The 15,339-nt window shown below is 30.5% G+C and carries 12 protein-coding genes; 5 read left to right on the top strand and 7 right to left on the bottom strand.

Annotation, left to right across the window (positions count from 1 at the left end; all coding sequences use genetic code 11):
• The 3 genes from AACQ14_RS02510 to pgsA form a co-directional block, all read left to right on the top strand.
• Nucleotides 1-347, top strand: a 347-nt coding sequence (locus AACQ14_RS02510; protein WP_339361984.1) for a DUF1700 domain-containing protein, incomplete at its 5' end; no start/stop codon positions are given.
• Nucleotides 334-1,470: a DUF4097 family beta strand repeat-containing protein gene (locus AACQ14_RS02505; protein WP_339361983.1), complete on the top strand. Its 1,137-nt coding sequence runs from the start codon at nucleotides 334-336 to the stop codon at nucleotides 1,468-1,470. The genes AACQ14_RS02510 and AACQ14_RS02505, both read left to right, overlap by 14 nt.
• Before the next feature lie 180 nt (nucleotides 1,471-1,650).
• Entirely contained in the window at nucleotides 1,651-2,193 is a 543-nt protein-coding gene (gene pgsA / locus AACQ14_RS02500) for a CDP-diacylglycerol--glycerol-3-phosphate 3-phosphatidyltransferase (RefSeq protein WP_339361982.1), read from the top strand.
• A gap of 328 nt (nucleotides 2,194-2,521) precedes the next feature.
• Here pgsA and AACQ14_RS02495 read toward each other — a convergent pair whose 3' ends face one another.
• Nucleotides 2,522-3,667: a DUF6128 domain-containing protein gene (locus AACQ14_RS02495; RefSeq protein ID WP_339361981.1), complete on the bottom strand. Its 1,146-nt coding sequence runs from the start codon at nucleotides 3,665-3,667 to the stop codon at nucleotides 2,522-2,524.
• Between the two features lie 66 nt (nucleotides 3,668-3,733).
• Nucleotides 3,734-4,615: a 16S rRNA (adenine(1518)-N(6)/adenine(1519)-N(6))-dimethyltransferase RsmA gene (gene rsmA / locus AACQ14_RS02490; RefSeq protein WP_423247981.1), complete on the bottom strand. Its 882-nt coding sequence runs from the start codon at nucleotides 4,613-4,615 to the stop codon at nucleotides 3,734-3,736.
• A 498-nt stretch (nucleotides 4,616-5,113) separates the two neighbouring features.
• On the opposite strand from rsmA, the gene AACQ14_RS02485 reads away from it, so the two are divergent.
• A complete protein-coding gene (locus tag AACQ14_RS02485; protein ID WP_193774503.1) occupies nucleotides 5,114-5,275 on the top strand; it encodes a hypothetical protein in 162 nt (53 codons plus the stop codon).
• 48 nt (nucleotides 5,276-5,323) lie between these two features.
• Here AACQ14_RS02485 and AACQ14_RS02480 read toward each other — a convergent pair whose 3' ends face one another.
• The 3 genes from AACQ14_RS02480 to AACQ14_RS02470 form a co-directional block, all read right to left on the bottom strand.
• A complete protein-coding gene (locus AACQ14_RS02480) occupies nucleotides 5,324-6,091 on the bottom strand; it encodes a TatD family hydrolase (RefSeq protein WP_339361980.1) in 768 nt (255 codons plus the stop codon).
• A gap of 341 nt (nucleotides 6,092-6,432) precedes the next feature.
• On the bottom strand, nucleotides 6,433-8,364 hold the full coding sequence (gene metG, locus AACQ14_RS02475; protein ID WP_339361979.1) for a methionine--tRNA ligase: 1,932 nt from the start codon (nucleotides 8,362-8,364) through the stop codon (nucleotides 6,433-6,435).
• An 841-nt stretch (nucleotides 8,365-9,205) separates the two neighbouring features.
• Entirely contained in the window at nucleotides 9,206-10,477 is a 1,272-nt protein-coding gene (locus AACQ14_RS02470; protein ID WP_339361978.1) for a glucose-6-phosphate isomerase, read from the bottom strand.
• A 149-nt stretch (nucleotides 10,478-10,626) separates the two neighbouring features.
• Between AACQ14_RS02470 and AACQ14_RS02465 the strand changes: the two genes are divergently transcribed.
• Nucleotides 10,627-12,453: a DUF885 domain-containing protein gene (locus tag AACQ14_RS02465; protein WP_339361977.1), complete on the top strand. Its 1,827-nt coding sequence runs from the start codon at nucleotides 10,627-10,629 to the stop codon at nucleotides 12,451-12,453.
• A 109-nt stretch (nucleotides 12,454-12,562) separates the two neighbouring features.
• Here AACQ14_RS02465 and AACQ14_RS02460 read toward each other — a convergent pair whose 3' ends face one another.
• Nucleotides 12,563-13,711 (bottom strand): class II fructose-bisphosphate aldolase, encoded by a 1,149-nt coding sequence (locus tag AACQ14_RS02460; RefSeq protein ID WP_339361976.1) that lies wholly within the window; start codon nucleotides 13,709-13,711, stop codon nucleotides 12,563-12,565.
• 141 nt (nucleotides 13,712-13,852) lie between these two features.
• On the bottom strand, nucleotides 13,853-15,295 hold the full coding sequence (locus AACQ14_RS02455; RefSeq protein WP_339361975.1) for a lactate racemase domain-containing protein: 1,443 nt from the start codon (nucleotides 15,293-15,295) through the stop codon (nucleotides 13,853-13,855).
• Nucleotides 15,296-15,339: the final 44 nt, after the last annotated feature.

Below are 15,339 nucleotides of genomic sequence, written 5' to 3'. Positions count from 1 at the left end.
GAATATTGATTGGAATGATTTTTTTCAACTTAATAATGATAGGACTCTATATAGCTTGCTGGGCTGTGCTAGCATCATTTTTCATTGTTGGAATAGCATTGGTGCTATCTAGCGTAGTTGTCTTGATTGTTTGCGTTTTCCACTCACCAATGATGTATGTTTCAATACCTTATGATGTAATAGCTCATCCATTTTTAGGATTTCTATTCTTCATCTTTATAGCAAGTGCCGGAGGACTTATCATTATAGGAACCATCATGTTGATGAAACTCTATGCTAATTTTACTACAAAGTATATTGAGTGGAACAAGCGAATTGTAAGGAGGGATAGCTATGAAAAAGCTTAAAAATTTGGCTATAATATTATCAATAACATTAGTAGTATCTTTTTTTGGTATCATTGCATATGCTTCGGCTAACAGCATTAATACTATGGGTTATTTTGGATTCAATCCTTTTTATAGTAATAACAGCAATCATGCCGATACTACGGATAGTGATAGAAATGATTATAATTGGATACAAAACTTGCCTTTTGTACCAAATCAAGTTAAAGATATAATTCAAGACTCCATAGACGAAAGTATACACGATTCCATGATTACTGATTATGATTATACCATCTATGATAAGACTGGCGATACCATAGTAGATAATTTCCCTAGTGAAGACCTAGACAAAATATCTATGAACACAGATGTAGCTTTAATTGTTTTTAAGAAAGAAGATAGAAAAGATATAAAAGTTGAATACACATACACAAAACCAAATACCAATAATTATGCTATCAATTACAATACAGATGTAAACAATAATACTTTAGATATTACTCAAAGAATAGTTGCCAAAAATTTCTTTGGTAGCATGAACAAGAGTAATTATACAAACGATATTACAGTTTACGTTCCTAATGATTTTGAATTAGATACCTTAAATATCAATAATAATCTTGGAGAAATTAATAACAGTGAATTTTTCTCTGATGTCAAAAACATTGATATAACTTCCAGTTTAGGGAAAATAGACATTACTTTAGCTAATCGAAAAGAATCTGTTATCCTTAATAGTTCAATGGGAAAAATAAATTATTATAATAATGCCAAGGTTGATAAATTGAATATATCTTCTAGTAATGGTGTTATATATATGGAATCCAATAACACTATTAAGGATTGTACTGTCAATACAGATATGGGAAGTATCAACATCGTTTCTAATGGTAAGATTGATAATTGTGATTTGGAATCAGATATGGGGGCTATAACAGCCTCTTTCAAACAAAAAATAGATTCTTTTAATATTTCATCTGATATGGGAAGTATCAAGATAAGCCTATATGATAATGATAATTCAATCATATCCACAAATGTTTCTATGGGAAGGATAAAATCTGATTTCCCTACTTCTTCCAAAAAAGGAGATTATAATGTTGATTGTGACATGGGAGATATAACTATCAGGAAAAAATGAATTAAAAGTGGCACATATTAATAAATAATCTTTATTGTATAGTAATAATATTCTTTTTAAATGTTAAGTTGCAAAAAAATTAATTAATATAGCTAAAACTATAGACTTGGATTTATCTTTTATATATAATAATCATATCGTATTAATTATGGATTATGCAATTAACAAGGGGGAATAACAATGAAGTATGTACCAAATATCCTAACCATAATTAGAATGTTCCTTGTGCCACTATTTCCTGTAGTTTTCTTTTCATCGGTGGAGAATGCTCATATCTATGCATTAATAATATTCTTAGTTGCTAGTCTTACTGATTTTCTTGATGGGTATCTTGCAAGAAAATACAATGTGGTTTCAGTTGTAGGAATAGTCTTGGACCCTTTAGCTGATAAACTGATGCTAGTAACTACACTAGGGTGTTTATATTATTCAAAATATGTACCTATTTGGGTATTGCTTATAATTTTAATTAAAGAGACTTGTTTAGTTATATCAGGCATTGTCTTATATTTTAGAAAAGAAAAGACCGTTATACCATCTAACAAATTTGGTAAACTTGCAACTGTAACATTTGCAGTTGCTATATTTTTAATAATTATTTTGCCAAAGCATTTTATAAGTATTACAGTTATGTTCATAGCAATAATTTTGGAGTTGATTGCTCTTTCTAGCTATGTTAGTTATTATTTTAGGAATGTTAGAGCTAAGACTGCTACTAATTGAGAACATTAATAAAGATAGCTCACAGTCGCATAGGTAGTACCTGGGAATATTTCGTCAGCCCGTTAAACGTCCGTGTTTAAAGGGCTGAGTTCGCCGTCCATGGCTCACTGCTTCATATTCCCAGGTACTACCTATGCTCGTTATAATGTATAATTCATATATATAAACTACTGTAGAATTTGGAATGGTAGTTTTTTTGTAAAAAAAATCCTACCACGGCGGTAGGATAAAAATATGTAAATTTATCATAAATAAAAGGGGGGATAGTTTTCATAATTATATTATCATTTTTATGTGTATTTTAGATGTCAATAGCATTACAATTTAATTACATTGGACAATCTATTTCTTTGACCCAATATCCGTATTCTCCTGATTTAGTTTTGGCTCCTGAACAGCATAAAAAATCTTTAAACCCATAGAAATATGCAGCCACTTTATCTTTTGGATAGTATATACCAGGTACTCCAAGTATGAAATATGGTTTCCCTCTGTCACAATCCATATCTCTTCCAAGTATGAGATGTTTATATTTTCTATATGCATTGAGCAAAAATGTATTATTTGTTAGCAGCCAAGATTCTATAGGAAAATATATAATATCTGCAGGTTCTATACGAATCCATTCTTTATTGGAATACTTCCCCTCAAACGGTTTCATTTTTGGATATTCCTTAAATATATTATCATATATTTTAGTCAGTTCATTTTTATCGAAATGATCTTTTATTATATCAAAAGTTTGGTTTCCTATATCATCAATTTCGATAGATTTATCATTTTCTGATCCCTTATTATATGCGTTAGTATTATCTATGGTTGTTTTAGTTTCATCAATTTTTGAATCATTATTAATTTCATTACTTCGTTTTTTGGTTTGAGAATCATTTCTGACATTTGTCTCTGTAGTAATTGTATCTGTTTTGGAGTTATCAGTGTCTGCTTTATTAATATCGTTAGGTTGTGTCTCAATTACTTTATTGTCTTCAATCTTAATATCTTTATTAATTTGTGTTTTTTCTATTCTTGACTGTTTATTGATTTTTCTATCTATATTAATATTTTTTTTCCAAGGATAATCTATTTCTTTTATATATCCTACTAAAGGAAATTTAAATTTATTGTCATTTTCTTTACACGTTATAGCTATAATTGAAATATCATTGATTGGTATATCTTTTTTCATTATGTTATCAGTATCAGTATTTATATTTAAGCTGGCACAATTATTATTGTCTAATTCTATAACTCCTATAGGTATGATATCGCTACTGTTTTCAGTAGTCTTTATAAGACATGCTTTATAAATGTATTGGTTTGATTTTATAAGTCCATTTACAGATAATTTTATTCTACACTTATTACCTCTTGTTTCTATTTTGCAATATCCATAAGATTTGCTTCCTACAGAAACATATCCTTTATCTTCTTGTTCAAACATTGTTACCTGCCGATTATATTTATTTGATTGCACATTAAAACCCCCCTTTATACATTTATATTTATGTTAGGGAGGTTTTAGTATAATTAATAATTCATTTTATTTAATTAATCTGTATAATTCGTTTGCTAAATTAGAAAATTCCTCTAGGCTGAGAGTTTCTCCTCTTACATTAAGTTTTAATCCAATGTTTTCTATAGCCTGTTTTAATTGGTCTTTGTCAAACATACCATCTAAGTTATTATATAGTCCATTAATAAGAGTTTTTCTTCTTTGATTAAAAGATGCTCTAATGATTTTAAACAATAATTTGGCATCCACAACATCTACTGGGGGTTGTTTATGTTTTGTTAACTTGATTACAGCAGAACCGATTTTAGGTCTTGGCATAAAACAGTTGGGTGGTACATTGGCTACAATATAAGGTTCGCTATAATACCCGACAGCTAAAGATAGTGCTCCATAATCCTTAGTCCCAGGTTTTGCCTTCATCCTGTCTGCCACTTCTTTTTGTACCATTACTGTAATACTATCTACAGGAACATTACTTTCAAACAATCCCATTATTATAGGAGTTGTAATGTAATATGGGAGATTGGCAACGACTTTTATTGGTTTATTATCATTTTTTTCTTCTACTAGTTTTACTATATCTACTTTCAAGATATCTTCATTGATAATTGTAATATTATTATAGTCACTTAAAGTATCTTCTAATATAGGTATAAGTTTTTTATCAATTTCTACCGCTATTACCTGTTTTGCATTTTCAGCTAATTGCTGAGTAAGGCTTCCTATTCCTGGACCAATTTCTATTACTACATCTTCTTTATTAATATTTGAAGATGTAATGATTTTATTAAGTACATGGGAATCTATCAGAAAGTTCTGTCCAAATTTCTTTTGAAATGCAAAGTCATATTTTTTTATTATTTCTATGGTTTTTTTGGGAGAAGCAATTGGTTCTATAATATAAATCACCTCTTTTATTATTTTATTTATGTTGTTATGGTAATAAATTAAGTATAATCTGATAATAAATTATTAATATATTGAATATTTGTCATGTTTTACTAATTGTGAATTTAATTTTATAGATAATTGTACATTATATTAAATTCCAATATTTTACATTTATAAACAATATATACGGGGAATTATTTGTATTCTATACTATATATTGTATAATGATGTCATTTAGTTTAAATCCTAAACAAAACATATAAAAATAATTAATTTTTCGAGTTTTTATAAAAATTTACATTTTTTTCTTTATATATTCGATTTATATGATAGAATATATATATAAACAAATTTATTTTTACATAATAAAATATTAACCACTATTCCTGTACTAATTCATTATCTTATTCGCACATATTATTACCTATTATTACTTAATTATCAACGGGCTAGATTCAATTATCAAGTTATTCAAATTCCTATTAATAAGATCAAAAGTTAAGTGAGGTGCCTTCTATGCAAAGTACTGAAATAATTTACCAAGTAAATGAAAATCTATCTAATATCATCAATCAAATTAATAGCAATCTTACTATTGATACTGATATAATAGAAATGTCTAAACAAATTGATTTACTATTAGAGGAATTAATGTCAGAAATAGAAAAAAGTAATTAGAAGATAGGTTAAGTCATAATACTTATTATGGCTTAACCCTAAAACTATCTATTTTATTCTAAATAGTTTTTTTGCATTTTCATAAGTACTTTTTAATACTTCCTCGTAAGACATATTTTTTAACTCTGCAATTTGTTGGATAACGTATTTTAGGTTGCTGGAATCATTTCTTTTACCTCTATTAGGTACTGGTGCTAGATATGGTGAATCGGTTTCTATTAAAATGTTATCAATAGATATTTCTTTTACTACTTCTTTTAGCTTATTAGCGTTTTTAAAAGTAACAACACCGCCAACACCAATATAGAATCCCATTTTAACATATTCCCGTGCTAATTCGCTACTTCCTGAGTAACAATGTATTACTCCACCAATTTGTTTTGCATCAGTTGATTTAATTATATCCATTGTATCTATCGCTGCATCTCTGCTGTGTACTATTATAGGTAATTGTAATTCTTTTGCCGTTTCTATCTGCTCTCTGAACCAAAACTTCTGAAGCTCTTTTGAAGAATTTTCATAATAATAATCAAGCCCTATTTCTCCAACAGCTACAACTTTGTCATAAGCTGATAACTCTTTTATGGTCTTCAAGTCTTCTTTTTTCATATTTTCTACATCATCTGGATGAACACCAACAGCTGCATATATATAATCATATTTTTTTGCTAATTCAACACATTTATAAGCAGAATCAATATTGGCTGCAACATTGATTATATATTCTACACCTTCATTTGGCAGACGCTCCAATAAATCATCTCTATCAATATCAAATTTCTCATCATCATAATGTGCATGACTTTCAAAAATCATTGTTCTCACCTCAATTTTTATTACTATTAGAATAAAATACTAACATTGGCTCCGATAGTATAGAGTCACTACTCTCTACTTATATGCTTTCCTATAAAACAAGATAATTGGGTGTATATACATAATAATATAGTACATACACCCAACCTTAACCCAAGCCATTATCCGGCTAATTTATTAGTTACTCAACTTTCCCACCTTTAATTTAATGCAGGTAAATATAAGGGTTATAGGTTTGGTTTACAGAATAAAAAGATAGAAGAAACACCTATATTTTTATTCTGTAAAGCCTTTTAATTAGCTTACCCGCATAATATATTGAAGTGGGAAAGTTGAGTTAGTTACCTTACAACAGCTCCGCTATTGATGTCTCCATCAACAGTTGCTACAACTAAGTTCTTCTTAAGTGAAGCAGCTAATATCATACCTTCTGATAAGACACCTCTTAATTTGACTGGTTTCAAGTTAGTTACTACAATAACCTTTTTACCTATCATTTCACCAGGTGAGTAACTTTTAGCGATACCTGATACGATTTGTCTTACTTCAGTACCTATTTTTATTTTAGATACTAATAATTTATCAGCACCTTCTACTTTATTACATTCAATTACTTCTCCTACTTTTAATTCTACTTTTGCAAAATCATCAATAGAGATATAATCTTCTTCTTTTACTTCTTTTGGCTCTTCTTTACCAGCTTTTTGTGCTTCTTCTAATTCGTTTAACTCTTTAGTGATATCTATTCTTGGGAATATAATATTACCTTGATTAACTTTTATATCCTTAGATAGTGTACCCCATTTTTTAGTACTTTCCCAAGTCATGATACCTTCATCTGTTATTCCTAATTGTTCTCTTATTAATTTTGGTGTATTAGGCATAAAAGGTTCAATAAGGATTGATATTATTCTAAGATTTTCTGCTAGATGATAAAGAACATTTGCAAGTTCTGGTTTTTTATCTTCTTCTTTTGCCAATACCCATGGTCTTGTTTCATCAATGTATTTATTAGTTCTTCTTACTAAATTCCATATTTCTACTAGCGCATCACTAAAGAATAATTGTTCCATGACATCTTCTACTTTTTCCACAGTGTTAATTGCCATTTCTTCTACTTCTTTGTCATATTCAGTAGCTTCAAACTTAGTTAGGAACTCGTCACCAAAGTATTTTTTGATCATCGCTACGGTTCTAGATACCAAGTTACCTAAATCATTAGCAAGGTCTGAATTAATTCTCTGGATAAGTGTTTCGTTGGTAAAGTTACCATCTTGTCCAAAAGCAATTTCTCTCATTAAGAAATATCTTATTGAATCTGAACCATATCTATCTACCAATATCTTAGGATCTACTACATTACCTTTTGATTTTGACATTTTTCCGCCATTTATAACTAACCATCCATGACCAAATACTTGTTTTGGTAAAGGCTCACCAAGTGCCATCAACATAGCTGGCCATATTATTGTATGGAATCTTACGATTTCTTTTCCTACCAAGTGTACATCTACAGGCCAGTATTTTTTGTATTTTTCATCGTTATCTGAGCTGTATCCTAGTGCTGATATATAGTTTGATAATGCATCCAACCATACATAAACTACATGTCCCTTGTCAAATTCTACAGGAATACCCCATTCAAATGATGTTCTAGAAACACATAAATCTTCAAGTCCTGGTCTTAAGAAGTTATTAAGCATTTCGTTTTGTCTTGTTTTTGGTTGAATAAATTCTTCGTGTGATTCTATATACTCTATTAGTTTGTCTTGATATTTTGAAAGTTTGAAGAAATATGCTTCTTCTTTAACTTTATCCACAGGTCTTCCACAGTCTGGGCATTTTCCATCTTCCAATTGTCTTTCAGTGAAAAATGATTCACATGGAGTACAGTACCATCCTTCGTATGAACCCTTGTATATATCACCTTTATCGTATAATTCCTTGAATATTTTTTGTACAGTTTCTTCATGTTCTTTGTCTGTTGTTCTTATGAATTTATCATATGAAATATCCATGGTTTTCCACAGATCTTTTATCCAATCCACAATGTTATCCACATATTTCTTAGGAGTTATCCCCTGTTTGTTAGCAACTTTCTCTATTTTTTGTCCATGTTCATCTGTTCCAGTTAAAAACATGACATCATAACCACGCATTCGCTTGTACCTAGCCATAGTGTCGGCAGCCACAGTTGTATATGAATGACCTATATGCAACTTATCACTTGGATAGTATATTGGTGTTGTAATGTAAAATGGTTTTTTTGCCATTTGAATTTCCTCCGTTCGTTTTTCTTATGATTATTATCTACGTAATTAGAGTAATTATTTATGATTCATAAGTTTTTAACCTATTATATAGTAATAATCGTGCTTTTATCGTTATGATATATTATATAGTTTTAACAAAAAAAATGCAAAGTATTTTTTGTGTTGGGAAGTATAGAGGGTGGGGTGGTTTTAAATGTTTGGGAGTGTTATGGTGGACTAACGGATGTATAGGGGTGTAATATGTTTGAGGATTTGGGATTGAAATAGGTGGATTAAAGTATGTTTAGGGGTGTAATATGTTTGGAGATAGTTTTATATATATAAGTGGACTAACGGTTATATAGGGATGTAGTATAGGGTTCATTTTACTTCGCCTTACTCCAAGGATCGGTCTTCGTAAAATGAACCCTATACTACTTTCTCTCATGGTACGTTATATTACTAAAAAAAGTATCTATTATCTCTAAAATACGTTAGTCTTGTTCTTACCTATGTATTTTATGATTTTGAATGATTTCAAAATCTATATAATACATATCAAAACGCTATATATTACTAAATAAAAATCCGTTTAAACTTCTGTTAAAACAATTTACCTGGTTAAGTAACAAAATACATCATATTGAAGCTTGCGTAGTTTTACTCCATCAAGAGCGGCAAATATATTAATAACCATATATAGTGATAAGAACGATTTTTACAGCTTGTTGTCATTCCTTTAAAACAGATAAAGACAACAAATGTAACGAGAGTGATTATCACTATATATGGTTTTCACATACAACCGTTGTCAATAAAAATCTTCCTACCTCTAATCCCCAAAAATAATCCTACAAATTCCTTAAGCCTTCAAAGTCTTAAACATATTAGTCTTATAAGCTTCTACCCCAGGCTGATTAAAAGGATTTACCCCTAATATAGTAGCTGACAAATAACACCCGAATTCAAAGAAATAGAATAGTTGACCCATATAGTAAGGTGTTAGCTTAGGTACATTCAGTACTAAAACAGGAACTCCCCCTTCGTAGTGAGCTTTGACTGTAGCATCATATGCACTCTTGTTGAGGAAGCTGAAGTCCTTACCATTTAAATAGTTGAATTCATCTATATCCTCATTTTCAAGTGGGATAGGATAACTGGATTCCATATCTTCTATGTTGATAAATGTTTCAAATAGTATTTTTTGTCCATCTTGAATGTATTGTCCAAGTGAATGGAGGTCTTCTGAGAATGAGCATGATGATGGATAAATACCTTTTCCTATTTTTCCTTCACTCTCACCGAATAATTGAACCCACCATTTGTTGAAGTATTCCATTAATGGTTCGAATATACCCAATATCTCAATGTTGTATCCTTTTTCTAGGAGTATATTCCTTATTAGAGCATAGTTAATTACGTCATTGTTATTAAGGCTTGCAGAGTGGATTGATTTTTCCATTTCGCTTGCGCCTAGTAGGAGTTGTCTTATATCTACTCCTGATACTGCGATGGGAAGGAGACCTACAGGGGTTAGGACGGAAAATCTTCCTCCCACGTCAAGTGGGAAAGGAAGTAGAGTATATCCTTTCATCTTTCCTAGTTGCTCTAATGAGCTGCCATTCAATGAACCTGTCGCTATTATTCTATTGGCGGCTTCTTGTTCACCGTATGTCTTTTCTAGATATTGTCTAAGTACTCTAAATGTGATTCCAGGTTCTAGTGTAGCAAAATTCTTGGCTATTACATTAACGTAGACAGATTTATTTTTTATTTTATCCATCATGTTATTAAGGTATGCTGGTGATAAGTTGTTACCTGCGTATAGGATATCTACTTTGCTGTCTCCCATGGCTTTTATAACCGCTCTAGCTCCTTGATTGGAACCTCCTACACCTATTAATATGAAAACATCTGCATTTTCTCTTATTTCTGCTGCTTTGTCCTCTATTTTCTTTAACATATCTTCGTCATTAGAGTGATAGGTATTAATCCATCCCATAGAGTCAGAATCTGTTGCCTTTGATTTCATACAGTTTTCTAGTAATTGTTTGTTATCTTCAATTCTTTTTTGCAGTTCTTGGTTGTTTATATATTTATCTACATTGGAATAATCTAAACATATTGATTTCATTTTAAAACCTCCTTATAATATGAAGCATGCTATTTTCAATTGAGTACGTTATTTAATATGATTTAACTGAATATAATAGTTATAATGAACATAATTTAATAGTAATAAGCTAATAACAATTTAATAATCACCTTAAAGGGGAGAAACTAATGGGCAAATTTTATTTCAAAAAGAAGACTATAGTGAGTATCTTGAGTACTTTTTTATTGATTTCACTAATTCTTCAAGGTTGTACTAAAAAACCTAATGATGATATAACATATATACCTGACTTACCATCTGAAAAACAGATTACGGAAAATATTAAAATAGATGATAGCAGCAGGTTTGATACATTTCTTGATAATATGTTTAAAGAGTATATTACATCTTCACCACTGGAGATGTCTATGCTTATATCTTCTCCACAGGAATTTGGATTACAAGATACCTCTGATAAATTAGATGATTTCAGCGATGAAGCATTAAAAGCACAATATGATAATCTTCGTGATAATCTTAGAACCTTGAATACCTTTAATATTACTGGATTAACTAAGGACCAACAGCTTTCTTATAAAATAATTAAATATTATTTGGAACTTAATATTGAAGGCGAGGAATATGTTGATTATACTTATAATATTAAGCATACATTAGGTTTTCATATTGGTATACCACTTACTTTGTCCCAGATTCCTATTAAAAACAAAGCTGATGCTGATAATTTTATAGCACGTTTAAAACAATTTCCAATATCAATTACTGAGCTTATGAAAGGCGAACAGGCTAAAGCACAAAAAGGTTATATACAGCCTGAATACATCTCTAATAAAGTTATTGACCAATGTAAAGCTTTTATGACACCACCAGAAGAAAATTTTCTATATTTGGCTTTCTGTGATTATGTTAACCAATTAAGTGATATATCAGATTCTGAAAAAGAATCCCTCAAAGCTGAATGCCTAAAAACAATAAATGATTATGTTTATCCTGCATATACCAATCTCACAGAAGAACTAGAAAAGATAAAGTCCCAAACAATAATTACTTCTGGTGTTTACACTTTTCCAAAAGGTAGAGAGTATTATGCACATCTAATAAAATCTAATACAGGAACTAATATTACACCTGAAGATCTTTTTGAGTGGGCTAATGACTCATTTATTGAATCTTCTAAAGGAATACAATCCATACTTGAAAAATACCCTGACCTCACTGAAATAGATAACTTACAGTCTAAGCCCTTTAATAATTTTGAAGAGTTATACCAAAAATGTAAGGAACTAACCAATAAAAATTTTTATGATTATCATATTCCAAAAATCAATAGTAAAACTATCCCTAACTATCTGGAAAAAGACTTGCCAAGTGCATTCTACCTACCTGTTAGTATTGATCTTAAAAAATACGGAAACATGTTTTTGCAGAATTCTGCTTATAATAACCTTAACATCAATGATTTTCTTGTTGTTTGTCATGAGGGAATCCCTGGACATCATTTTCAATTTTCTATCGCATACCAACAAGAAAATATACCTGATATAAGAAAGGCTATTGATTTCACTTGTTTTTCTGAAGGCTGGGCTTCTTATATTGAAGGTTTGGCTTTTGATTCTATTGATTACGGTAACCCTCAGATAAATCAGTTGATGATATATAATCTTGATGCGTCATATGCACTTTTAACTTTGGTTGATTTATATCTACATTACTATGGAGCTTCTAGAGAAGAAGTTATCAACACTTACTCTTTGTATTTTGGCGAACAAATGGAATCCATAGTAGATAGAGCCATTGCTAATCCAGGTGAAACATTACATTATGCATATGGTAGATATTTTATTAATGATCTAAAAGAAAAAGCTATGAAAGCCCTTAGTGATGATTTTGACATAAAAGAGTTCCATGATGTCATATTAATAAATGGTGAAATTCCACTTTATCTTTTAGAGGAAAATGTATCCGAGTATATCAACAAAAAATCTAAAAGCTAGTTTATAGTTTTTAAAATAGAGCTGTCTAAATTAACCATATACAGTTGTTAGGCAACTCTATTTATTTATTGTATTAAATCAATGCCCTTATAAATATTCTATTGATTTACTAACCCTTATATCTTTTAATCATTTCTTCTAATGATACATTTTCGATTTTTGGAGCATACCCTACTGAACCGAAATTGACAATCAATGTTCCAACTACTTCTTTTACACCACGTCTAATACAATTTGTAATATCAGAAACATCACTATCTGGTTCATTTCCAGTTAATACAGTATCCATAATAGGTGTTAAGTAGACTCTAGGATCGAATGCACTCTTATTATTGTCCATAATAGTCCAAATACCCCCTATGGAATCACTTTTTTGTTTGCTTGGATTGTTTAAGAAATATTCTCTTATATTACGAGTAACTGCTAATCTTATATCTGTATCAACGTTTATTTTACCAATACCCAAAGGTATTACTGACATTAATTCCTTTACAGAGATACCATATGCATTTTGAATATCTCCATCTAAGTTATTGATCTCTTCTACTATGTATCTAGGAACTGTTGATGAACCGTGTGATACTAGAGCTCCGAAGATTCCTTCATGTCTTAAGTTCTCCATAGAAGCTATAGCTATTTCTTTTCTAAGTTTTGCATTCTTTCCTTTTGAAGCTCCGTGCATAGTTCCATAGGAAATAGCTAGACAGTCAACACCTGTTTTTCTAAAGAAATCGCACACTTTCATTGGATTAGTATAAGTTGATGTTTCTGAGAATACATGGTCTTCAACTCCTGCAAGTACTCCTAATTCACCTTCAACAGATACTCCTTTTGGATGAGCGTATTTAACAACTTCTCTAGTAAGTTCTACATTCTCATCATAAGGTAAATGTGAACCATCAATCATAACTGAAGTAAATCCATTATCAATAGCTGCTTTTACAGAATCAAAATCTTTACCATGGTCAAGATGGATGACGATAGGTATTTTAGAATGCTCTCCGATTTTTCTAACTGCATCTGCTATTCTTTTTGCACCTATTTTTTTATCTTCTAATGTTGCATTCATAAAGTCTTTTCTTCCGCCCATAAATCCGTTAGCTAAATCTGCTGCTTGTAGAATTGCTCCTGAACGAAACATTTCATGAACTTCTATAACTGCTTCTGCTTGAGCTACAGCATTCACGTTAAACGCTCCATGAGCAAATTTATATTTATTTGATGCTTCCAACAATGGTCTCAAAGGTACTATTGGCATAATTATGTCCTCCTGAATTATATTTTTTCTATATGAAGTTATAATGTTATATTCTACACTCTTAATATTTATTTTAAGGAGCTGACCAAGAGATAACTCTTCTTGGTAATAAACAGCTCCTTATCATTTTAATTATCTATTCTATAAAACTTCGTCTTTCATCATTAAGTGAACACCAGCTGTTCTAAAAGTCTTAGGTAAAGCTAAGATATTAGGGTTGTCTCCAACGTATTTCTTAGCATCTTTTAATGCCTCTTCAAAAGTAGCACGTGTCTTCATACCCATACCTCTTGCAAAACCTGGTTCATAAGCTCCTACTGCATATACAGCTGAACAATTTTTCTCAGCGATATGTCCACATGATATCATTGAGAATGCATGATATGGATGATAACCATAGTTAAATCTATATTTATCAATATATTCTTTGTTGTTAGATAAGTACTCTCCATATTTTTCTACGTCTGGTAAAGTATTATTATAATCTTTTTGGAATAGTTCATATACTTCTCTATATGAAGGGAACTCTTCATCATGGAAATAACCATTGCAGATTGTTGAGCATATAACTACACAGTTATCGCTTAATATTCTCTTATGACGAATAATGTTAGCAGCGATAGCTTGCATTATTAATATTGGATTGGTTCCATGACCATTACCATAGTGGAAGTTTTGAGGCATACCAAAAACTACTACATCATATTTCTTCTCAGCCCAAGGGATAAATGTACGTTTATCAGCCTCGTCCCAAGATAATGGCTGAATAGATTCTCCATATCCTGAGAAAACAGCTATTTGCCTTTGATAAGTATCTAGTACTGCATCACAACAGAAGAATTTTTTACCCATTTTATCTTCCATGTATTGGCTGATCTGATCGAATTTTTGTCTCATTAAGCTTGTTTTTGTAACAGGTGTAAAGTCGTCTCTATGCATAACTCTTGGAATGTGATGTGCACCTATACATTTCCAGTGAGTTATTCCTGTAGCACTATGCTTGTATCCTCCTGAATATCCTCCATAAGGATTACCAAGTGTATGTCCGATAAGAACTGCTAAATCTGAATCATAAACATCTTTGTTCATGATTATTCTATCACCATATTCATTATATCCTAGATCCACAAGATTATCCCAATCTTCACTATCATGATTAACTATTTGATGAGTATAATAAAAATCATTGAATACTTTTTCCCCTAGTATATTCTTAATTTCATCTTTTCTATTCTTTCTATGAAGTCCATTACTACAGATTAATTTGATATCTTTCTTCTCTACTCCTGCTTTTAAACACTCTTCAATAATTATTGGAATAGAAACTTTTCTATGTGAATTATCTTGGAATCCACCTTTTACTCTATCTGGGAAAATAATTGTTACTTTTGAACCTTTTTTAACTTGTTTAGAAATAGGCTCAAGATCTATTGGGTTAAGAATAGATTGTCTTGTTACCTCTTCCAATTTTTCAGCTGGTATAATCTCAGGGTCTGCTACTGTTTCTCCTGGAATAAAAACATCAGTATTATCTGGTAAATTTGCTTCCATTAATCCTTGTCCATATTCAAATTGTAATTTCATTTGGTTACCTCCGTTTTTTTATTATTTATCCTAATATAAATTCA

Origin of the sequence: Vallitalea maricola (assembly GCF_036985595.1) — a bacterium.
Classification (GTDB): Bacteria; Bacillota; Clostridia; order Lachnospirales; family Vallitaleaceae; genus Vallitalea; species Vallitalea maricola.
This window is presented reverse-complemented; position numbering and strand designations above follow the sequence as displayed.